The following is a 19,912-nucleotide window of genomic DNA, read 5'->3' as shown; positions in this document are numbered from 1 at the left end:
GTTTTATCTTAAACTAATTGTTCTTTCCTCAAAAAAGCGTATATTTGCTAATATTGACTTTAAGAGATGGATGCGAACAAAATAAAAGAACAAGTAAAGTCTAAATTTACTGAGTACCTTAGTATAAACAAACATCGTAAAACACCCGAACGTTTTGCTATACTCGATCACATCTATTCGACAAAAGGCCATTTTAATGTCGAATCTCTTTTTCAGTCAATGAATTCCTGTAATTTTAGGGTAAGTCGTGCAACTTTATATAATACGATAGAGTTGCTGCTTGATTGTGGTTTATTGATAAAACATCAGTTCGGAGAGAATATTTCTCAATATGAAAGGGCGATAGGCAATGAAAATCACGATCATTTGATTTGCACTTCCTGCGGAAAAGTGAAAGAGTATAAAAACGGTAATCTGTTTACTCAGGCTCAGCAGAAGAAGGTACAGAAATTCAAAGTGAGTTATTACAGTATGTATATATACGGAACATGTGCAAAGTGCCTGAAAGAAAAGCAGCAGGCCGAGACGAAGAACAAACCGAATAAAAACCAAATAAATACCGATAAAAAATAATGAAAGCAGATGTGTTGCTGGGGTTGCAATGGGGAGACGAAGGAAAAGGAAAAATAGTTGATGTTTTGACTCCGGGATACGAGGTTATTGCAAGATTTCAGGGAGGTCCTAATGCTGGACATACACTAGAATTTGAAGGAGAAAAATTTGTGCTGAGATCTATTCCTTCGGGGATTTTTCAAGGAGATAAAGTCAATATTATAGGTAACGGAGTTGTGCTTGATCCGGCCTTGTTTAAAGCGGAAGTTGAAGCTCTGGAAAAAACAGGTCACGATCTCACAAAACGGCTACTGATATCGAAAAAAGCACATTTAATACTTCCAACCCATCGTTTACTTGATGCTTGCTACGAATCGGCTAAAGGTGAATCTAAAATCGGAACAACCGGAAAAGGAATAGGCCCTACATATACCGAAAAGGTAGGACGTGGCGGATTGAGAGTCGGAGACTTACTGCATGGATTCGATGCTAAATATCAGGAAGTGAAAGCAAGACATCTTGAAATATTGAAACAATACCGCTTTAATTGTACATCGTTATTCCAGATCGAAAAAGAATGGTTCGAAGGTGTTGAAAAATTAAAAGAATTCACTTTTGTTGACAGTGAATACTATTTAAATAAAGCTTTATCCGAAGAAAAAAGTATTCTTGCTGAAGGAGCTCAGGGAACTATGCTCGATATTGACTTTGGATCATATCCATTTGTCACTTCATCGAACACAGTGTCTTCGGGTGCATGTATCGGTTTGGGGATTGCGCCAAAACGAATCGGAGAAGTGTACGGTATTTTTAAAGCATATTGTACCCGTGTAGGCAGTGGACCTTTCCCGACCGAACTATTTGACTCGACAGGAGATAAGCTGCGCGAGTTGGGATTCGAGTTCGGATCTGTAACCGGACGTCCCAGACGTTGCGGTTGGATTGATTTGGTTGCGCTCAGATACGCTATTATGATTAACGGCGTAACTCAATTGATTATGATGAAAAGTGATGTTCTCGATTCATTTGATACAATAAAAGCTTGTGTTGCATATCGTATAAATGGAAATGAAACAAAGGAATTCCCCTTCGAAATAAATGACGATCTTACACCAATATATAAGGAATTTAAAGGGTGGAAACTCGATATGTCTAAGATGCAAAGTGAAGAAGAATTTCCAAATGAGTTTAATGAATATGTCGAGTTCCTCGAAAAGGAACTAGGGGTCGGCATTACCATTATATCCTTAGGACCCGATCGTGAACAGACTGTTATGCGCGGTGATTTGTTTGGATGAGCCGTTTAGATATTTTTAAGTAATTCTCAAATTTACAAACATTTAATATGTATATCTTTGGCATACCTTTTGATATATAATTTATAAGGTTAAAGAGATTATTAATTAAAGAGATAAAAAGATGTATATAGGTTGGATTCTATTTGGTTTAATTGCTTTACTAAGCTGGGGTATTTCGGCTGTATTGCAAAGTAAATTCAAGAAATATTCGAAAGTCCCTTTAGATAGCGGACTTACAGGACGTGATGTGGCTTTGAAAATGTTACACGATAATGGAATATATGATGTTCAGATAATTTCAACATCAGGAATGTTGACCGATCATTATAATCCGGCAAATAAAACTGTGAATCTGAGCGAAGGTGTTTATCATAGTAACAGTGTCGCTGCTGCTGCAGTTGCCGCTCATGAATGTGGGCACGCTGTACAGCACGCCAAGGCATACGGCCCTTTAACAATGAGGTCGGCTTTGGTGCCTGCCGTTAGTTTTGCTTCTAAATGGGTGATGTGGGTACTGTTGGCAGGTATTTTTACTATTAATGTTTTTCCTGCTCTTATCTGGATTGGTATTGCATTGTTTGCTTTAACTACTGTATTTAGTTTTGTAACATTACCCGTCGAAATTGATGCCAGCAGCAGGGCTTTGGCTTGGTTAGACACAGCAGGTATTGTGCGCGAAGGTAATAAGGATAAAGCTAAAGATGCTTTGAAATGGGCTGCTTATACTTATGTTGTAGCTGCTTTAGGTTCATTGGCAACACTTATCTATTATATCTTTATAGCATTAAACAGAAGATAATAAGGTCTGAGACCTTTTTCATATCATGTAAAAAGAGTAACATTCCGTTACTCTTTTTTTCCATAATAATGTGAATACTTTATTTGCATATTATTTTATCTATAAGATAAGACCTGAGATTTTGCATTGATTTTATCTATATTGTAAAATATTCTTTAGAGAATAAGACTCTATAGTTTAGAAAACGTTCTTTTAACTTTTGCCGGCTATTGATATTGTTTGAATTAGATTACAGGGGAAAAGGAAACAATAAAAAATATACAGTTTTACTGTAACTTTTGTAACCTTTTCAGTAAATAACACAAGCCCCTGAAGGGGATTTTCGGAGACGATGAAATCTTCTTCATGGGACAGAGGGATAAAAAGAAACAACCTCGGAAAAACAATTTTGGGGTTACTTTTGTCACCTTTTTCTGATCGAGTCGCAGCAGGTTTTTTTACATATTTCGGAATGATAACTTTTGTGGTTGTTATGCTTCCTGAATCAATATAGAGATTTGAGGTTTTAAATAACAACAACTCATTATAATTTATTATATGCGTATACTTTTCTTTGTATTTATATTGCTACTGTTTTTAGGAGGAAACTATTATGTCTTTTATCGTACATGGACAATTATACCTACCAGTAATATTGCCCGTATTTGTTTAATAGTTCTGGCCGTTATTCTGATTGGATCTCTTATTTTGACGTTTGCGGCAGGAGAACATTTGCCAATATCTCTTACTTCAGTATTGTATAAAATCGGTACATCATGGATATTTATCTTTCTTTATTTTCTCATATTTAATCTATTGATGGATTTAATCCGGGCAACACGTTTGATTCCCAAAAACACATTGAGCCATTATACACAGGACAACTGGCTGAGTTTTGCGCTTATGGTTGGTTTTATCGGATTGCTGATGTTTTGCGGATATCTTAAATACAGAATAAAGGAGAGAGTCGATATTCCTCTGTCTATAGAAAAGAATATTCCTGCGAATGACTCATTAAAAATAGTTGCTGTAAGTGATCTTCATTTGGGATACAGTATCGGGAAGAAAGAGTTACAGAATTGGGTGAAGCTTATCAACAGGGAAGAACCGGATGTCGTTCTTATAGCGGGTGATTTAGTCGATAATAGTATAAGACCTGTTCTGGATGAAAATCTAGCCGAAGATTTACGGGCGATAAAATCCCGCTACGGAGTTTATGCTATTATGGGAAATCATGACTATATGGCAGGGGTTGATAATTCGACCCGTTTTATGGCTGATGCAAATATTAAATTGTTACGTGATAAAACAGTTTTGATAGATAGCCTGTTTTATATCGTAGGACGTGATGATAAAACAAATCCCCATCGAAAAAATCTGGATCAGCTAATGACAGGTGTTGACAAAACAAAGCCTGTGTTCTTATTGGATCATCAGCCCTATAATCTCGAAGAAGCTGAGCAGAACGGGGTTGATTTTCAATTTTCCGGTCATACTCACAGAGGGCAGGTTTGGCCAATATCACTGATAACGGATGCTATCTATGAAGACTCTTACGGATCTTTGAAAAAAGGCGGTACTAATATTTATGTGAGTTCAGGTATTGGTATCTGGGGTGGTAAATTCAGAATCGGAACACAGTCCGAATATGTGGTGATAACACTTAAAGGAAAAGATAAATGAAAGTATTCTTTAATGCGCTGGTAGTACATCTTGTGCTGAATGTATATGTGTACATCCGTGGACGGCAGTTATTGCCTCCCAAAAAATCTTATCGGATGCCTTACACGGCATTTTTTATAGTGGAACTACTTATATACCTGATAGGGCTTATAGGTAATGTAAACCTGCCGCACGAACTACTTAAACCCATATTACTGATCGGGACATCGTGGATGGTGCTGATCGGCTATCTGACAGCACTGCTGCTTATCTTTGACGGGGTAAAATGGCTGGCGAGATGGAACCGTAAAATAAAACAATGGCAGATGGAGAGGCTTTCTCTCAGACGTTCATACTTTATACTGTCTCTTGTAGTGGTTGTATCCGCAATGTGCTATGGCAACTATCGGTTTTATCATCCTATAATAAATGAATATACTTTGCAGGTAGATAAGAAAGCCGGAGATCTGGATAGTCTGCGGGTTGTAATGGTTGCTGATGTGCATACCGGATACCTGATCGATAAGAAGATCCTGAATATGTACGTAGACCGAATTATGGAACAAAAGCCCGATATTATACTTCTGGTCGGTGATATTATAGACTATGATCTGGCTCCTTTGCAAGAGCAGCATATGGAAGAAGAGTTTAGACGGTTGAAGGCTCCTTACGGTGTATATGTTTCTACCGGAAATCATGAATACCGATTGAATGCCGAAGAAAAAATCAAATGGCTGGGAGAGCAGACCGGAATGACATTGCTTCGGGATAAGACTGTAAAAATAGACGATAAATTTTATGTGGTAGGAAGGGAAGATGACCATGCACCAAACCGAAAGAAGTTATCAGAAGTAATGTCAAATGCAGATAAGTCGTACCCTGTTATTGTGATGAATCACGAGCCGAAAGATTTATCAGAAGAATCCAACGAAAAAGCTGATGTTGCTGTTTACGGGCATACCCACAACGGACAGTTATTCCCTTATAACATACTTATAAACTTGATCTATGAGGTTGGTCATGGCTATAAAAAGAAAGACAACACCCATGTGTATGTGACCTCGGGATTGGGACTTGCCGGTCCGCAGTACCGTATCGGTACTATTTCGGAGATTGTGGTTCTGAATCTGAAATTTCAGAAATAAGGATTACTTTTCTAATACGTGATAATTGGGGATTTCAGGCAGATACTGATACGATAGAGAGTCGTAGTCTATCCGGCAGCAGTAATGTTCTAAGCCATTCGATACAATCAGATAACGTACTTTCAGTACAATATTATAGCGGGCAATCTGATCAAATACCTGCTGAGTTATAGGTACATCCGGAGCTTTATACTCAACTATAACCAATGGTGACGGAGTATTATCGTACACGACAGAGTCGCATCTTTTGATACGGTTATTCAGGGTTATTTGTATTTCATTCGCTATTAATGAAGGGGGGTATCCTTTATCGGTAATCAGATAGTTGACAAAATGTTGCCGAACCCATTCTTCCGGAGTGAGTGCGACATACTTCTTTCGTATTTGATCCCAGATACATATTTTGTCCGTTTTTTTGATTTTTGGATTGTATTCGGGAAGATTAAGTGCTAACATTTTGCTATCTTTGTCGATTAATTTTTTATATGCTGTGCTATCGGAATCTTACTTCTTCCGGCAAAGTATAACAGAGAACAAATAGAGTTTGTTATTGTTCAGTAGATTATAGTTGTCGACTAAACCTACAAGTATTTTGCAACAATAAGAGAGGTCGGAAACCTCGAAACAAAAATAGATTTATTATGAAGACAAAACAAGAAATTGTGGATAATTGGTTGCCCAGATATACCAAACGTCCACTGGAACAATTTACAAAGCACATCCTACTGACCAACTTTTCGAAGTATGTAGAAATTTTCGCTGAGCACTTCAAAGTTCCTATTCTTGGTTTGGATGGTAACATGCCCAATGCTTCGGCAAATGGTATTACTATTATCAACTTCGGAATGGGTAGTGCTAATGCAGCTACTATAATGGACTTATTGAGTGCCATTGAGCCTAAAGCGGTATTGTTTTTAGGAAAATGCGGTGGTATTAAGAAGCATAACCAATTGGGTGATTATATCTTGCCTATCGCAGCGATAAGAGGAGAAGGTACATCTAATGATTACTTTCCGCCGGAAGTTCCATCTTTGCCTGCTTTCAACCTGTTGCGTTCACTTTCGTCAAATATCCGTGACTTTAATAAGGACTATTGGACAGGTACAGTTTATACCACCAATCGCAGGGTTTGGGAACACGATGATAAGTTCAAAGAATATCTTCGTTCCATACGTGCGATGGCTGTTGATATGGAAACCGCAACTTTATTTACCTGCGGATTTGCCAATCAGATACCAACGGGAGCTTTGTTGCTGGTTTCGGATCAGCCGATGATTTCAGATGGAGTGAAGACTGAAAAGAGCGATACAGTAGTGACTCAGAATTTTGTAACCGAACATGTTATGATTGGAATCAAAGCATTGACTACCTTGATTAACAACGGTTCGACAGTGAAACACTTACGTTTTGAAGATTTTTGAAAACAATAACCTTTAAAGTATATAGCCAATACTACTATCCATGTCATTTGAGCAAATAAAGAAAGATATATCAGCTCGTAAGTTTCATCCTGTTTATCTGTTGATGGGGGATGAGCCTTATTATATAGATGATATAACCAACCATCTTCTGGAAACAGTTATTCCCGAAACCGAAAGGGACTTTAATCAAACGATATTGTATGGTGTTGATACGGATGTTGCTTCTGTCGTGACTTTGTCCCGCAGTTTTCCGATGATGTCGGATCATCAGCTTATTGTAGTGAAAGAGGCTCAGGGACTGAAAAAGATTGAGGATCTGGAAGTATATGTTAAGAACCCTTTGCCCAGCACTATTCTGGTTCTCAATTATAAAGGAGGTACACTGGATAAACGGAAGAAGCTATATGCTGAAGTCGAAAAACGAGGTGCTGTCTTCGAGTCGAAGAAGATACCTGATTATAAGATGTCGGCTTTCATTACTTCTTTTGTTACATCCAAAGGTTTGGGTATCGATACCAAGTCGGCTCAGATGCTGGCTGATTATCTGGGTAATGACTTAAGTAAGGTCGTCAATGAAGTGGATAAACTGCTCCTTTCTATGGGACAGTCCGACAAGCGTATTACGGCAGAGTTGATAGAACGTAATATAGGTATTAGTAAAGATTTTAATAACTATGAATTGTTAAAGGCTATAGTTGAAAAAGATATCTTGAAAGCGAATCGTATAGCGGACTACTTCGAAAAGAATCCGAAGAATAATCCATTGATTGTAACTTTGGTTGTATTATTCAATTTTTTCAGTAATCTGATGGTTTGCTATTGGGCAAAAGATAAATCGGAGAACGGTATAGCAGCAGAATTGAGTTTTCGTAATTCATATCAGGCTAAAGATTATGTCTTGGCTTTGAAGAGTTATAATGCTTTTAAATCTATGGAGATTATGTCTTTGCTGCGTATGTATGATGCGAAGTGTAAAGGTGTAGGTAATCCATCGGCTCCTGATGGAGAATTGCTGAAGGAATTATTGTTTAAGATAATGCATTGAGTTATTTGAGAATCTCCTTAAAAACTCAAAATAAACTCAAAAAGGACAGGCCTGAATATATGCTTTTTAACATATATTCAGGCCTGTCCTTTTTGATAAGTTTCTGATTTACTACTTGTTGTCTTTTTTTTATGGATAAGTGTGTGTGCGTACACATATTTTTTTATCTTAAATAATGATCATAGATTTGTCATGAATAAACACTTGCAAGTCTAAAAATTATTGAAGCTCGGAGCCTCTTTTATGGGGTGTTAACCTTTTATTTTTATTATCATGAAAAAAACAATGCTAATCTTATTATTTGTGGCTATTATATTGCCGCAGAGTCATTCTCAGGAAAAAGAGAAGACTACTATAGTTGTTGATAAATTTAAGTTAGAGCCTACTGGACGTATCTATGTAGATGTTGCCAAGTATTTTAAAGATAAGACCCCTTTGAGTTCAGGAGCGGCTTTTGGCGATATTCGGCTTGGTACTAAATTTTCGTTAGGTGATAAGTGGGGTGGGAAAATAGAGTTTGGCTTTGCCAAATCAAAGATTTCATACAAGGATATTTTTCTTAGGTATAATTTTGAGCAAAGTTCCTATATCCGTTTAGGGAATTATACAGAGCCTTTTGGTTTGGAATATGTTGATAGTTCTGCTGGAAATAAATTTGTGACTTCATCATCTGTTTCTCAGACTTTTGCTGGAAAAAGAAATTTAGGGTTTGAATATGTTGGATGGAGTGATAAATTTTGGTATGCGGGAGGTATTTTTGCTGATTCTAAAATGGCTTCAGGAACTAATTTGGGTAATCAGGGATATGCCTTTAGTTCAAGAGTAGTATTTAATCCTTTAAGAGAAGAAGGAAAGCTATTTCATATTGCTGCTGCAGGGACATATAGAAAATCAGATGCCCCCGGTTTTCAGTATGATGACAATGATAATGTAATAGGTGAACTTCCTCGATCAATATCTTTTTCCAGTAATTCTGAGACGGTTGTAGAAACCCGCAAGTTTATCAATTCTAAGGTTAATAAGGCAAAAGATCAGTTTAAGTACAATTTTGAATTTATCGGAGCTGTAGGTCCTTTATATACTCAAATGGAATATTATAAAGCTCATGTGAGAAGGGAAGAATCTTCTTTGAAGTCATATAATGCTGAAGGTGCTTATGGGCAAGTTGGTTTTTTGGCTACAGGAGGAGGGTATCGCTATGATAAATCTTGGGGGCGTATGTTAAGACCTGGTCCAGGTACATGGGAGTTTTTGGTTCGCTATTCATGGGTTGATTTGAATGATTCGAAAAGCGAAATATATGGAGGTAAGCAAAATGATGTTTCGGCAGCGGTCAACTATTATTATTCGAAGTATTTAATCTTTAGATTAAATTATACAAATGTAGGTTTGGATAATAGCTCGCTGATAGGAAAAGAACGATTTAATGCTGTTTCTCTCCGTATACAAATGATTATAAATTAAACCTAATATCTAAATTTATGAAAAAATATTTATTATTATCCGTATTTTTATTTAGTGTATTTCTCTCTAATTCACAAGAAATGATAGATCCTTACCATCACCCGGAACAGGTGAAACAGTTGAATATTCAAAATATCGATTTTAGTTATTTATCTACTCAGAATGAGTATAGCGGCTCTCTTGAAAATCTGGAATATAAAGTCAAGGACATTTTTCTGAAAGGGAAAAAGTCTCCGTCAGCAAATGAAGATGGGATTATACTTACTCCCTATTTTGTTGCGGTTATAGATGGGGCAACAAGTAAATCAGCTTTTTCGATGGAAGGAAAGACCTCAGGTAGATTGTCTATGGAACTTGTTCTGGAGGCAATAAACGAATTTCCGAAAGATATTGATGCATCAGAGGCTGTAAGGCTTATAACTAATAAATTACATGATTTTTATGTTAAGAATAATCTTTTAGAAAGTGTCAATAACAATCCTGCAGCCCGATTAACATCGAATGGTGTAATTTATAGTATTGCTCGTAAAGAGTTGTGGCAAATAGGAGATTGTCAGGCTTTGATAAAAGGTAAGCATTACAATAATAACAAGGATATTGATGATATTATGGCTGATGCCAGAGCTGCCTATGATGAGGTAGCTTTATTACAAGGTGAAACTTTGGAGTCTTTAAGAATCAAAGATCCTGGACGTGATTTTATTCTTCCTTTTTTAAAGATACAAGGTGTATTACAGAATTATCATGGACACCCTTATGGCTTTCCTGTTATGGATGGCTTTGAAATAGATATGAATCAAGTGATTGTTGTTCCGATTGAGGCCGATGAGATTATATTAGCATCAGATGGATATCCTAATCTTTTTGATACATTAAAAGAATCTGAATTCTTTCTTAAAAAGGTTATTAATGAAGATCCTATGTTGATTCGTTTGTTTAAGTCAACAAAAGGCGTGCAAAAAGGACAGGACTCTTTTGATGATAGGGCTTATGTAAGGGTAAAATTTGAATAAGACCTATTTATATTATAACCGAGAGATATACAAAACAAGAACAGCTATCCAATTTTGGATAGCTGTTCTTGTTTTGTATATCTCTTATATTAATTATGCTTTAGTATTGCAGTAAATTTAAACTCGTATTTCATCTTTGAAGAGGGTCTTGGTTGCCAATCCGAATCTTGAATATAGAATATAATAGAATTGGTTCCTTTAACTAGTTCGTAGCCTACAGTTTCGATGTATTGAATGTTAGATTCATCAACCCAGGTTCTTACATAAGGTAAGTTAGTCTGTATTTCAGAACCTTCCTCTTTCCAAAATGTGGATACTACAATCGCAGCATCATTGTATAGAGTTTGGTCAAAATCCTTAAGAGTTGCTGTAGCCTCATACCTACTCAAGTCAGCATTCCATATCCACTGTTCAGCATTGATTATGGGATATGACTGATATATATCAGTGGAATCGTAGTAATCGGTGTAATATTTATCCTCTCCACATGCGCTGAATAAGGTCGTTGCCGATAACAATAAAATAATAATTTTACCTATTGTAGATAGTTTTTTCTTCATATTTGGTTTCATTAGTGTTATTTCACAAACGTATGTAAAAAAGATGAAAAAAGAAAAGCATTTAAGATTTATTCTTAAATGCTTCCTACCAGGGTGAAAGACGGGGCTCGAACCCGCGACCTTCGGAACCACAATCCGACGCTCTAACCAACTGAGCTACGATCACCATCTTGCTATTGCGGTGCAAAGATAGTTATTTTATTATTCGATGCAAGACCTTTTGCTGAAAAAATCGCATGGATAAAAGAAAATATTACCAATCGAATAGGTTTAATTGAATACCTCCTTTAGGCTTATCCGGCTTTTTTGCTTCGCCGGAAACAGTACGTCCACCATACAAATATGAATCATCTCTCTCTTTCTGAATAACTTTGTCAAAGTTATCATTAGGCGTAAATCCTCTTTCCATTTCCAATGATACTTTAGACAGATTGCGTAAAGCCTCGGATTTCTCCTTGTCTCCTAGCTTAGCCAGATGTATGGATTTATCGAAGACTTCAATTGTCTCATCATAAACAGAGGTAGGAACCGGAAACGGATGTCCGTCTTTTCCTCCGTGAGCGAAACTGAAACGAGCCGGATCGCTAAATCGGGAGGGGGTACCGTGTATAACTTCACTTACCAATGTCAATGACTGAATAGTGCGGGGGCCGACACCTTGCAAGAGCAGTAATGATTCAATATCGGTTATGTCTGTATTATGAGCCAAAGCGAGAGTTGCACCTAATCGTTTTAGTTTGACATCCTTTGCTTGTACTTCGTGTTGGCGTGGCATTATCAGTGAGATCTCCTTAATCAGTTTATCCGGATTTTCTCTGGTAAGATCAAGAATCCCTCTTTTTAGAGGTTGGGCATTTTTATCAGTCAGGTTTAATATCAGACCTTGATTCTTTCCGTATATAGAAGTATGAGGTTCTTCTGTAAATGATTTCACGGCAGCAGACATCCAATGATATCTGCGAGCCATGCGTTCGTTTTGATTCATTCCTTGCTGAACAACTGCCCATTCTCCTTCTTTGGTCACTATGAATGAATGCAGATATAGCTGAAATCCATCCTGTATGGCGGTATTATCGACTTTGGCTGATAATCGGCTCGCTTTTACCAGTTCATTCCCATTTAGCCCGGTTCTGTCAGCGATATTCAGTAATTCATCAGGTGTTTGCCGTGAAGCATTACCACGCCCTCCGCAGACATAAATACCTAAGTCCTGAGATCGTTTATTGATTGCCTTCTTTAGGGCATTCATCACAGAGGTTGTAATGCCCGATGAATGCCAATCCATACCCAGCACACAGCCTAACGACTGAAACCAGAAAGGGTCACTCATTCTTTGCAGTAAAGCCGTTCGTCCATATTCCATAATGATGGATTCTACGATAGCACCACCCAACTGCATCATGCGTTGAGCAAGCCACGGTGGAACTGTTCCATAGTGTAATGGCAGATCGGCATGTCCTCTTTTCATATTGCTAAGGTATATTATTTAGCTTGTACAGATCGGGTATTTCATTAATATTTATCGAAATCCTTTTATTTTAGCCTAAAGCAGTTTACTTTTGTAAGTGAATGAAACCGAAACAGAAACAGAAGACATCTGCAGTTATTCGCTCTAAGCAGGCTAATTTTTCGTTAAGTGACGAAGAGTATAGCTTGATGTGCCAGTATATGAAGAAATACAAGATATCCAATAAATCTCGTTGGCTGAGAGAGACTATAATGACCCATATCTTGAAGAATCTGGAAATGGACTATCCTACACTCTTTGGAGAAAATGAAATGCGCCGATGATTAATCAGGTACTAGGTGATGAATACTTTATGCGCCAGGCCTTGAATGAGGCCAGACAAGCTTTTGATCGGGACGAAGTACCTATCGGAGCTGTTGTGGTATGCCAGAATCGTATTATAGCACGGGCACACAATCTGACCGAAACATTAAACGATGTAACGGCTCATGCCGAAATGCAGGCTATTACCGCTGCAGCCAATGTCTTAGGTGGAAAATACCTGACAGACTGTATTCTTTATGTAACCGTAGAACCCTGTCCTATGTGTGCCGGAGCATTAGGCTGGTCACAAATACCGAAGATTGTCTATGGTGCTCCCGATGCAAAGAGAGGATATACAGGCATTGCACCTAAAGCCTTACACCCCAAGACCCAAATCATAGGCGGAATCATGGAACAGGAATGTGCACAGTTGATGCAGGACTTCTTCAAAGGTAAGCGTTGATGTTTATCGTATAAACACCCATTCGCTGTCAGTAGATAAGAAAGCTGCGAATGTATATCCTTCACTATCGAACAATTGTATTTCTTCCGGATTCTCGATTTGCTTTTGAATCACATAACGAGCCATCATTCCCCGAGCTTTTTTGGCATATACAGTAACCTGTTTGAAGCCTTGTGATGTTTGTTCCTTAAATACAGGAGTAATTATCTTGAGGTCTTTCGGAAGTTGCTTTTTATCTATGACTTTGCTGTACTCATTCGATGACAGGTTGAGCCATACCTTATTGTCTTCATTCAGCCTTTGGTTAAAGTATGCTGAAATATCCTGTTTCCAGTAATCATATAAATCTTTCCCTTTACTATTTGCCAGTTTGGTCTGCATTTCCAAACGATATGGCATTATCATATCCGAAGGCCGTAAGGCTCCATATAATCCCGACAGAATAACAAGATGCTGTTGAGCAAATTTCCAATCATTATCATCAAAAGTCGCAGAATTGAGTCCCGTATAAGCAATTCCGTTATAGGCCGCTGCCGCCTGCTTCCGGGGAGAAATATCCATATCGAAAGAATGTATATACTGATATACTTCCAAAGCTTGTTTCGGGTTGATCTTCATTAAATGACCGATTTCGGTAACCTGAAGATCTTTCAGTATATCATTCAACTCCATTGCTTCGGAGATGAAGGTCGGTTCGGAATATTCCGTCGTCGAAACTTTTGGCGAAAAATCGAGCACCTTAGCCGGAGAAAGGGTTATTATCATTCTATATATATGCAATTGTTAAAGGTGACAAAGGTAATAAAAGTAACAGATTTTTTTACTTTGCCAATGTGAACAAGAACTCCAATCCTCCTTTCGAGAACTTGCGGGCATGTATTTCTCCTTTATGCAGCAGAACAGCATTTTTTACGATGGATAAACCCAATCCCGAACCTCCGGTTTCGCGGGTACGTCCTTCATTTACACGATAAAAACGTTCGAAAAGCCGGGCTAGATGTTGTTCTTCAACACTTTTTCCTGTGTCGTAATAAGAAAGATATACATACTTGTTATCCTGCATGTAATCTTTGATATGTATTTCAATGTCTTTTCCTCCGTAATTGATGGAGTTATCCATCAGATTGCGGAATATCGAATACAACAGGGTTTCGTTTCCGTGTATTGTTATATACGGTTTTACATCTATAAATAGCGTTATGTTGTTATTGCTTAATCTGTCTGTGAGGTCAATGCGGACTTCGTTTATAACCTGTACCAGATTGATTTTCTCCATGATGAATTTATCGGATGCTTCTTCTATCTTGCTCAGCAGGCTGATGTCATCAATCAGGTTTGATAAACGTATAGACTGAAGATAAGCCCGTTGGATGAATTGTTCCTGACGCTCTGCTGGTAGTTTCTGATCTGTAAGAGTTTCAAGAAATCCCCGTAAACTTGTTACCGGAGTACGCAGTTCGTGAGCTATATTGTTGGTCATTTCCTGCTTTAACAAGCGGTTTTTCTCTACTTTGGTTATGTCACGGATGGTGACTTCAAAACTCTTGTCATCGAATATGATTACCTGCAGATTGAATGTCTTGCCGTTTCTTTCGATCTGAAAAGCAAAATGATTCTCTCCTGTATGCCGTGCTGCAAAAAAGTCTTCGATAGGATGCAGTGCCTTATCTTCAAATATATTGTCGATATCGAATATCGGTCTGTCTACTATCTGGTTCAGATTTTGCAGAAAATGAGAATTAGCATATATTTTTTCTCTTTTAGGAGTAAAGATACATAAGCCTGTTTCGGAATACTGAAAATGCTGGATAAGTTTTTCCCTTTCCAGTTCAACAGCCTGCTTACTCTCTTCCCTGAAGTTGAAAATATCCACTAGTTCTTTTCCCATTTCTCCTAACTCGTCATCCGGAAAGTTGATATTTGCCGGTAGAGGTTGGTCGTTTCTTAAACGGGAAATGATGTTTCTCAGTTTATTGATAGATTTGTTGAAACGGCCGGCAACCAGGTTTAACAGAATAAATACTAAAACGAATAGTGTCAGAACTATATATATAAAGAAGTTATCAGGTTTCAGGATGTTTTGCACCTGTACGTCATATGGCAAGGCAACACGGATAAAATAATTGTTGAAGAACTTCGCATAATAAAGGTATTCGTGATTTAGCGATGCAGACATGCGGATATTTGATCCATAATCCTGATAAAGAGCTTTCATTATCTCTGGCCTGTCGAGGTGGTTGTTCAGGCTTTTCAGATCGTGAGTGTCTTTTTCATAAAAGACTTTGCCTTCGGCATCTATAAGAGTTACGCGCAGATCAGAAGGCAGTATCTTTATAAGCGGAGATATTGCAATCGTATCGTTCGCTACAAGGTGGTTCTGCCCGATATATTGATGAATAACTTCTACATAGCCATCAAGCTGAGATTCGAGAGCCTCAGTACGATATTTGCGTTCTTCCCGTTGCTCGGATATGATAATACATACCGAGAATACAGCAAATATGATAAATATAAATCCGAACAGCCTTTGCTTATATGTTAGTTTCATTAAGTAACTGTTATTAAAATAATCAATAGGTATATAACCTTAAATATTTGCATTGAAGTTATAACCGTACCCTGTACGGTTTACTATGTTTTCGCCGTATTTTCCTATTTTCTTTCTTAACCGGGCTATATGTACATCTACTGTCCGGTCGAGAACAACTCCGTCTCCATCCCATGCTTTTGATAGAATCTCAGAACGAGAGAATGTCTTTTCGGTATTCTTAGCCAGTAATACCAATATGTTGAATTCGGTTTTTGTAAGGTCGATAAGCTGTCCGTCTATCGTAACGGTTTTTAATTTCATATCTATTTTCAGACTGCCGAATGATAGTCCGTCTTCGGCTGCGGCAATATGCTTTAGTTCGCTGCGTTTCAACACCGATTTGACACGTGCTATGACTTCTTTAATCGAAAATGGCTTGGCTATATAATCGTCTCCACCGATGGAAAAACCCGTAAGCATATCATTTTCGGTATCTCTGGCTGTAAGAAAGATAATCGGAATTTCATTTCCTGTTTTACGCAATTGGTCAGCCATTTTGAATCCTGATACCCCCCCCATCATTACATCAAGCAGGATAAGCTGATGATCGGGGCGAAGCTTCTTCATTGCTTCTTCTGCCGAATCTGCCAGATCGATCTGATATCCTTCGTTTTCAAGATTAAACTGGAGTATTTCCCGGATATCTATTTCGTCATCCACTATGAGGATTGATATTTCTTTAGTCTTTGTTTCCATGTCTTATATCCCTTCCTTCTGTAAGGTAAATGGTTGATTCGCAAATATTAGTCGCACTATCTCCGATTCTTTCGAGATTGTGGGCAATAGAGTTTATATTGATGATATTTCGCACCTCGTCTTCGGTCAGGCTTCTTCCCGAAAATGATGTCTGAGTAGAACGGCTTACATCGTGAAAAAGTTTATCCACTTTGTCATCTTCTTTTATAACTTCATAAGCAAGAGCTGTATCTTCATTTGTAAATGAGATAATCGCATTGCGTAACATCTCATCTACATACTGAAACATCTTGCTTAGCTGTTTTCGTTCTTCTGTAAATTCGGCAAGGTTGAGGTTTGTTTCTCTTGAGTAGTGTATAATATTGAGAAGCATATCTCCCACACGTTCGAGGTTGGTGGTGATATCCTGATAAGTGACAATACGTCTCAGATCGGCTGCCTTTGGTGTAAACTGAAATATAGAGTATACAACCTCTTCCCTGATTTTAATTTCCACACGGTCTATAATCAGTTCATTGGATTCAGCTTCTTCTTCTAATGACTCGATTCCTCTGTCCAGCATCAACTTGGCGGATAGTTGTAATTGCAGTAATACTGTTTGCGAAAGCAGCTCAAAATCATTAAGCAATACCTTGAGTTGTTTCGACTTCATATTTGTGGTCATATCGTCTTTTTTTTAGAGTCTGTTTTACAGTGTTTTAATACTAAAAGGTTACAAAAGTAACTCTGCATTTGTCTTTTCTAGGTTGTTTCTTTTTATCCCTCTGTCCCCTGAAGGGGATTTCATTGTCTTCGAAAAGCCCCTTTAGGGTTTTTGGGTCATTTTGTCAAAAAGGTAACAAAAGTTACATATAAATTATTACTTTTTCGTATGTTTCCTTTTTCTCTGTTTTTGTATGATCTGATTTCTTCAGAACCTTTTTGTATAGATAAATTTTCAGAGATCTCTTTTATCCGAATACCCCGGTCAGATAATCCTCCGTACGTTTATCCTTAGGCTTGGTAAACATCTGTTTGGTTGTATCATATTCAACCAAATGCCCAAGATACATAAACATCGAATTGTCTGATATACGAGCAGCCTGAGACATATTGTGAGTTACTATTACAATTGTATAATGCTCCTTCAGTTCCAGAATCAGGTCTTCGATACGGTTTGTCGAGATTGGATCAAGTGCTGATGTGGGCTCATCCATCAGAAGTACTTCGGGTTTCAGTGCTATTGCACGTGCTATGCAAAGCCTTTGTTGCTGACCTCCCGATAAGAAAGTACCCTTCTTAGAGATTGAGTCCTTTACTTCGTCCCAAAGAGCCACACTTCGCAAGCTGTTTTCAACAACTTCGTCTTTTTCAGACTTGCTTAACTTTATATTATTCAGTTTATAACCGGCCAGCACATTGTCGAAAATACTCATCGTCGGAAATGGATTGGGGCGTTGAAACACCATTCCTGCCAGACGGCGGACTTTCATCGGGTTCATTTTGAAAATATCTTCTCCTTTGAGTAGTATTTCCCCTGTTGTTTTGATTTCAGGATATAAGTCATGCATCCGATTGATGGCCCGCAACAAAGTACTCTTTCCGCAACCTGAGGGTCCCATGATAGCGGTTACGGTATTTTCTCGGATATTGGCACAGACATCTTCTACCGCTTTTTTTTCGGGCGTATAAGAGACTGATACATTTTTCAGTTCGAGGATATATTTGTCGTTATTCGTATTTACTGTATTTTCCATCTTTTTGAAATGCGTTTTGCTAATATATTGATGCTCAAAACCAAGAAGAGCAATAATAGTGACGATGTCCAGACTAACGGAGCCAGATTGGGATCGTTGTAAAATTCCCAGATCAGCAGCGATATAGCACTCGTCGGTTGGGTTATGTTCCAGTTTACAACCGAAGCACCCAATACTGTTACCAACAGGGGAGCTGTTTCTCCCATTACACGGGATATGGCAAGCAGTGATCCTGTAAATAATCCGCTGAAAGCCGAAGGTAATAATATTCTGATAATAACTGAACTGTATGAGCCGCCTAATGCAAGTCCTGCTTCTTTTAATGATGTAGGCAGCATCTTAAGGCTTTCTTCTGTTGAGCGGATAATCATCGGAAGCATCATTATCGCGAGAGAAATACCTCCTGCCAGAGCCGAATAGCTGTACATCGGCTTTACAACCCAGGCATAAACGATTATACCGATTACTATTGACGGAATGCCCTGCAATAAGTCAGACAGACTCCGTATAAGTTTACTGAATGTCCCTTTTGGATTTTCGGCTAGATATATGCCAGTGCAGATTCCGACAGGTATAGCCAATATAATAGAAATAGCTAATATAAGCAGTGTGCCTGTTATTCCGTTAAGAATACCGCCCGGAATAGGATCATTGCTTATCTTCGCAAGCATTGCATCCATCGAAGTGGGGGATACTTCCGTAAATAAGCTGATGTTGAATTGTTTATATCCTCTTTTCAGTAATTCCCAAATGATGAGGAACAAAGGTATCATAGTAATACCGCTCAGCCCGCAAACTGTGTAAAAGAATAGCTTGCTTTTGTATTGCCTGTATTTTGATGATGAAAAGATTGTCTTTTTCATTTGTTTACAAGTTTCATGATATACTTAGCTACAAAGTTTATACTGGCTGTGATTAAGAACAGTAATAACCCGATAGCCATCAGAGAGCTAAGTTTCAGCCCATCGGCCTCCCCGAATTGGTTCGCAATGATACTGGCCATAGTGTTGCCTGTATCTCCCAGAGCCATTGGTATATTGTTTGTATTACCGATAAGCATCGTTACCGCCATTGTCTCACCCAGTGCACGTCCTAATGCAAGAACATAAGCTGCCGTAATTCCCGAAATGGATACCGGAATATTAACAGTGCGGATTACTTCGAGCTTGGTTGCTCCCAGGCTATAAGCAGCCTCTTTTAATTCATTCGGAACCATCGATATAAACTCCGTACTTAATGATGAAGCGTAAGGGATTATCATTATCGCCAGTATTATTGATGCCAATAATACACCGAATCCCTGTGCACTGACTCCCATATCTATCATAATAGGACGTAGTACATAAAATCCCCACAATCCGTATACGATAGATGGTATTCCGGCAAGTAGATCTACAATGGCACTAACAACTGATGCAACCCTGCTGCCTTTGAAATATTCGCCGTTGAACAATGCGATGGACAGAGAAAAAGGTATACAAAAGAACAATGCAAGAAGTGACGTTATGAGAGTTCCTGTAATGAAAGGCAATGCTCCGAAATCATTATTAACCGAATCCCAATGGGTAGAGGTTATAAAGTTAAAGAACCCAAATGCCGAGAATGTATTGATACTTTGTGAAACCAAAGCATAAACAACACCCGCCGTCAACAAGAGTATCAGGCTGGATGCTGTAAATAGTATGGCTTTAAATATTTTGTCTTTCATTTCAACAATT

21 protein-coding genes and 1 tRNA gene are annotated in these 19,912 nt (G+C 38.1%); 11 read left to right on the top strand and 11 right to left on the bottom strand.

The genetic code is table 11. The annotated features are described in order from the left end of the window. Nucleotides 1–66: 66 nt before the first annotated feature. The 5 genes from K322_RS0103105 to K322_RS0103080 all read left to right on the top strand — a co-directional run bounded on the left by K322_RS0103105 (nucleotide 67) and on the right by K322_RS0103080 (nucleotide 5,435). Entirely contained in the window at nucleotides 67–573 is a 507-nt protein-coding gene (locus tag K322_RS0103105; protein WP_026625565.1) for a Fur family transcriptional regulator, read from the top strand. Beyond that, nucleotides 573–1,850 (top strand): adenylosuccinate synthase, encoded by a 1,278-nt coding sequence (locus K322_RS0103100; RefSeq protein ID WP_026625564.1) that lies wholly within the window; start codon nucleotides 573–575, stop codon nucleotides 1,848–1,850. Before K322_RS0103105 ends, K322_RS0103100 begins: the two co-directional genes overlap by 1 nt. Before the next feature lie 121 nt (nucleotides 1,851–1,971). Continuing rightward, a complete protein-coding gene (locus K322_RS0103095; RefSeq protein ID WP_026625563.1) occupies nucleotides 1,972–2,649 on the top strand; it encodes a zinc metallopeptidase in 678 nt (225 codons plus the stop codon). A gap of 537 nt (nucleotides 2,650–3,186) precedes the next feature. Then, nucleotides 3,187–4,311: a metallophosphoesterase gene (locus K322_RS0103085; RefSeq protein ID WP_026625562.1), complete on the top strand. Its 1,125-nt coding sequence runs from the start codon at nucleotides 3,187–3,189 to the stop codon at nucleotides 4,309–4,311. Continuing rightward, complete coding sequence (locus K322_RS0103080) at nucleotides 4,308–5,435, top strand: metallophosphoesterase (RefSeq protein WP_026625561.1); 1,128 nt, start codon at nucleotides 4,308–4,310, stop codon at nucleotides 5,433–5,435. The genes K322_RS0103085 and K322_RS0103080 overlap by 4 nt, the downstream gene beginning before the upstream one ends. Before the next feature lie 3 nt (nucleotides 5,436–5,438). Here K322_RS0103080 and K322_RS0103075 read toward each other — a convergent pair whose 3' ends face one another. Next, nucleotides 5,439–5,891: a type I restriction enzyme HsdR N-terminal domain-containing protein gene (locus K322_RS0103075; RefSeq protein WP_026625560.1), complete on the bottom strand. Its 453-nt coding sequence runs from the start codon at nucleotides 5,889–5,891 to the stop codon at nucleotides 5,439–5,441. Nucleotides 5,892–6,076: 185 nt separating this feature from the next. Between K322_RS0103075 and K322_RS0103070 the strand changes: the two genes are divergently transcribed. From K322_RS0103070 to K322_RS0103055, 4 genes are all read left to right on the top strand, one after another. Continuing rightward, nucleotides 6,077–6,856: an AMP nucleosidase gene (locus tag K322_RS0103070; RefSeq protein ID WP_026625559.1), complete on the top strand. Its 780-nt coding sequence runs from the start codon at nucleotides 6,077–6,079 to the stop codon at nucleotides 6,854–6,856. A 40-nt stretch (nucleotides 6,857–6,896) separates the two neighbouring features. Next, complete coding sequence (holA, locus tag K322_RS0103065) at nucleotides 6,897–7,901, top strand: DNA polymerase III subunit delta (RefSeq protein WP_026625558.1); 1,005 nt, start codon at nucleotides 6,897–6,899, stop codon at nucleotides 7,899–7,901. A 273-nt stretch (nucleotides 7,902–8,174) separates the two neighbouring features. Beyond that, nucleotides 8,175–9,365 carry an OprO/OprP family phosphate-selective porin gene (locus tag K322_RS18395; protein ID WP_084158492.1) on the top strand — a complete coding sequence of 397 codons (1,191 nt, stop codon included), beginning with the start codon at nucleotides 8,175–8,177 and terminating at the stop codon, nucleotides 9,363–9,365. Between the two features lie 17 nt (nucleotides 9,366–9,382). Continuing rightward, nucleotides 9,383–10,378, top strand: coding sequence for a hypothetical protein (locus K322_RS0103055; protein WP_051290602.1), 996 nt, complete (start codon nucleotides 9,383–9,385; stop codon nucleotides 10,376–10,378). Nucleotides 10,379–10,467: 89 nt separating this feature from the next. Here K322_RS0103055 and K322_RS0103050 read toward each other — a convergent pair whose 3' ends face one another. From K322_RS0103050 to K322_RS0103040, 3 genes are all read right to left on the bottom strand, one after another. Next, nucleotides 10,468–10,938 carry a hypothetical protein gene (locus tag K322_RS0103050; RefSeq protein WP_134437175.1) on the bottom strand — a complete coding sequence of 157 codons (471 nt, stop codon included), beginning with the start codon at nucleotides 10,936–10,938 and terminating at the stop codon, nucleotides 10,468–10,470. 91 nt (nucleotides 10,939–11,029) lie between these two features. After that, a tRNA-His gene (locus K322_RS0103045) sits at nucleotides 11,030–11,105 on the bottom strand. Nucleotides 11,106–11,191: 86 nt separating this feature from the next. Next, the gene (locus tag K322_RS0103040; RefSeq protein WP_026625555.1) at nucleotides 11,192–12,406 is read right to left on the bottom strand and encodes a DUF763 domain-containing protein; all 1,215 of its coding nucleotides are present in this window, start codon (nucleotides 12,404–12,406) and stop codon (nucleotides 11,192–11,194) included. 101 nt (nucleotides 12,407–12,507) lie between these two features. Between K322_RS0103040 and K322_RS0103035 the strand changes: the two genes are divergently transcribed. Both K322_RS0103035 and K322_RS0103030 read left to right on the top strand, forming a co-directional pair. Next, nucleotides 12,508–12,729 carry a hypothetical protein gene (locus K322_RS0103035; protein ID WP_026625554.1) on the top strand — a complete coding sequence of 74 codons (222 nt, stop codon included), beginning with the start codon at nucleotides 12,508–12,510 and terminating at the stop codon, nucleotides 12,727–12,729. Beyond that, complete coding sequence (locus tag K322_RS0103030) at nucleotides 12,726–13,172, top strand: nucleoside deaminase (RefSeq protein ID WP_026625553.1); 447 nt, start codon at nucleotides 12,726–12,728, stop codon at nucleotides 13,170–13,172. Before K322_RS0103035 ends, K322_RS0103030 begins: the two co-directional genes overlap by 4 nt. A 3-nt stretch (nucleotides 13,173–13,175) precedes the next feature. Here the strand turns inward: K322_RS0103030 and yaaA are convergent, their stop codons facing one another. The 7 genes from yaaA to pstC all read right to left on the bottom strand — a co-directional run bounded on the left by yaaA (nucleotide 13,176) and on the right by pstC (nucleotide 19,902). Continuing rightward, nucleotides 13,176–13,937 (bottom strand): peroxide stress protein YaaA, encoded by a 762-nt coding sequence (yaaA, locus tag K322_RS0103025; protein WP_026625552.1) that lies wholly within the window; start codon nucleotides 13,935–13,937, stop codon nucleotides 13,176–13,178. Between the two features lie 55 nt (nucleotides 13,938–13,992). Beyond that, entirely contained in the window at nucleotides 13,993–15,720 is a 1,728-nt protein-coding gene (locus K322_RS0103020; RefSeq protein ID WP_026625551.1) for a sensor histidine kinase, read from the bottom strand. A 39-nt stretch (nucleotides 15,721–15,759) separates the two neighbouring features. Then, nucleotides 15,760–16,458, bottom strand: coding sequence for a response regulator transcription factor (locus tag K322_RS0103015; protein WP_026625550.1), 699 nt, complete (start codon nucleotides 16,456–16,458; stop codon nucleotides 15,760–15,762). Continuing rightward, a complete protein-coding gene (gene phoU / locus K322_RS0103010) occupies nucleotides 16,442–17,122 on the bottom strand; it encodes a phosphate signaling complex protein PhoU (RefSeq protein ID WP_026625549.1) in 681 nt (226 codons plus the stop codon). The genes K322_RS0103015 and phoU overlap by 17 nt, the downstream gene beginning before the upstream one ends. 286 nt (nucleotides 17,123–17,408) lie before the next feature. After that, nucleotides 17,409–18,194, bottom strand: a complete 786-nt coding sequence (gene pstB / locus K322_RS0103005; RefSeq protein ID WP_026625548.1) for a phosphate ABC transporter ATP-binding protein PstB — start codon at nucleotides 18,192–18,194, stop codon at nucleotides 17,409–17,411. Then, complete coding sequence (gene pstA, locus K322_RS0103000) at nucleotides 18,179–19,057, bottom strand: phosphate ABC transporter permease PstA (protein WP_026625547.1); 879 nt, start codon at nucleotides 19,055–19,057, stop codon at nucleotides 18,179–18,181. Before pstA ends, pstB begins: the two co-directional genes overlap by 16 nt. Then, on the bottom strand, nucleotides 19,054–19,902 hold the full coding sequence (pstC, locus tag K322_RS0102995) for a phosphate ABC transporter permease subunit PstC (protein WP_026625546.1): 849 nt from the start codon (nucleotides 19,900–19,902) through the stop codon (nucleotides 19,054–19,056). The genes pstA and pstC overlap by 4 nt, the downstream gene beginning before the upstream one ends. Between the last annotated feature and the right edge of the window lie 10 nt (nucleotides 19,903–19,912).

The organism is Indolivaga capnocytophagoides DSM 22835 (genome assembly GCF_000426485.1).
GTDB classification, from domain to species: domain Bacteria; phylum Bacteroidota; class Bacteroidia; order Bacteroidales; family Dysgonomonadaceae; genus Dysgonomonas_A; species Dysgonomonas_A capnocytophagoides.
The sequence above is the reverse complement of the archived record's forward strand: the minus strand, read 5'-3'. Positions and strand labels throughout refer to the sequence as shown.

Excerpts from the sequence above, each read along its gene's own strand:
- K322_RS0103030 (WP_026625553.1), top strand. The coding sequence starts at position 12,726 with ATGATTAATCAGGTACTAGGTGATGAATACTTTATGCGCCAGGCCTTG.
- holA (WP_026625558.1), top strand. The coding sequence starts at position 6,897 with ATGTCATTTGAGCAAATAAAGAAAGATATATCAGCTCGTAAGTTTCAT.
- K322_RS0103015 (WP_026625550.1), bottom strand. The coding sequence starts at position 16,458 with ATGGAAACAAAGACTAAAGAAATATCAATCCTCATAGTGGATGACGAA.
- K322_RS0103020 (WP_026625551.1), bottom strand. The coding sequence starts at position 15,720 with ATGAAACTAACATATAAGCAAAGGCTGTTCGGATTTATATTTATCATA.
- K322_RS0103075 (WP_026625560.1), bottom strand. The coding sequence starts at position 5,891 with ATGTTAGCACTTAATCTTCCCGAATACAATCCAAAAATCAAAAAAACG.
- K322_RS18395 (WP_084158492.1), top strand. The coding sequence starts at position 8,175 with ATGAAAAAAACAATGCTAATCTTATTATTTGTGGCTATTATATTGCCG.
- K322_RS0103035 (WP_026625554.1), top strand. The coding sequence starts at position 12,508 with ATGAAACCGAAACAGAAACAGAAGACATCTGCAGTTATTCGCTCTAAG.
- K322_RS0103095 (WP_026625563.1), top strand. The coding sequence starts at position 1,972 with ATGTATATAGGTTGGATTCTATTTGGTTTAATTGCTTTACTAAGCTGG.
- K322_RS0103070 (WP_026625559.1), top strand. The coding sequence starts at position 6,077 with ATGAAGACAAAACAAGAAATTGTGGATAATTGGTTGCCCAGATATACC.
- pstB (WP_026625548.1), bottom strand. The coding sequence starts at position 18,194 with ATGGAAAATACAGTAAATACGAATAACGACAAATATATCCTCGAACTG.
- K322_RS0103105 (WP_026625565.1), top strand. The coding sequence starts at position 67 with ATGGATGCGAACAAAATAAAAGAACAAGTAAAGTCTAAATTTACTGAG.
- K322_RS0103050 (WP_134437175.1), bottom strand. The coding sequence starts at position 10,938 with ATGAAGAAAAAACTATCTACAATAGGTAAAATTATTATTTTATTGTTA.
- phoU (WP_026625549.1), bottom strand. The coding sequence starts at position 17,122 with ATGACCACAAATATGAAGTCGAAACAACTCAAGGTATTGCTTAATGAT.
- K322_RS0103080 (WP_026625561.1), top strand. The coding sequence starts at position 4,308 with ATGAAAGTATTCTTTAATGCGCTGGTAGTACATCTTGTGCTGAATGTA.
- K322_RS0103085 (WP_026625562.1), top strand. The coding sequence starts at position 3,187 with ATGCGTATACTTTTCTTTGTATTTATATTGCTACTGTTTTTAGGAGGA.
- K322_RS0103100 (WP_026625564.1), top strand. The coding sequence starts at position 573 with ATGAAAGCAGATGTGTTGCTGGGGTTGCAATGGGGAGACGAAGGAAAA.
- K322_RS0103055 (WP_051290602.1), top strand. The coding sequence starts at position 9,383 with ATGAAAAAATATTTATTATTATCCGTATTTTTATTTAGTGTATTTCTC.
- yaaA (WP_026625552.1), bottom strand. The coding sequence starts at position 13,937 with ATGATAATAACCCTTTCTCCGGCTAAGGTGCTCGATTTTTCGCCAAAA.
- K322_RS0103040 (WP_026625555.1), bottom strand. The coding sequence starts at position 12,406 with ATGAAAAGAGGACATGCCGATCTGCCATTACACTATGGAACAGTTCCA.
- pstC (WP_026625546.1), bottom strand. The coding sequence starts at position 19,902 with ATGAAAGACAAAATATTTAAAGCCATACTATTTACAGCATCCAGCCTG.
- pstA (WP_026625547.1), bottom strand. The coding sequence starts at position 19,057 with ATGAAAAAGACAATCTTTTCATCATCAAAATACAGGCAATACAAAAGC.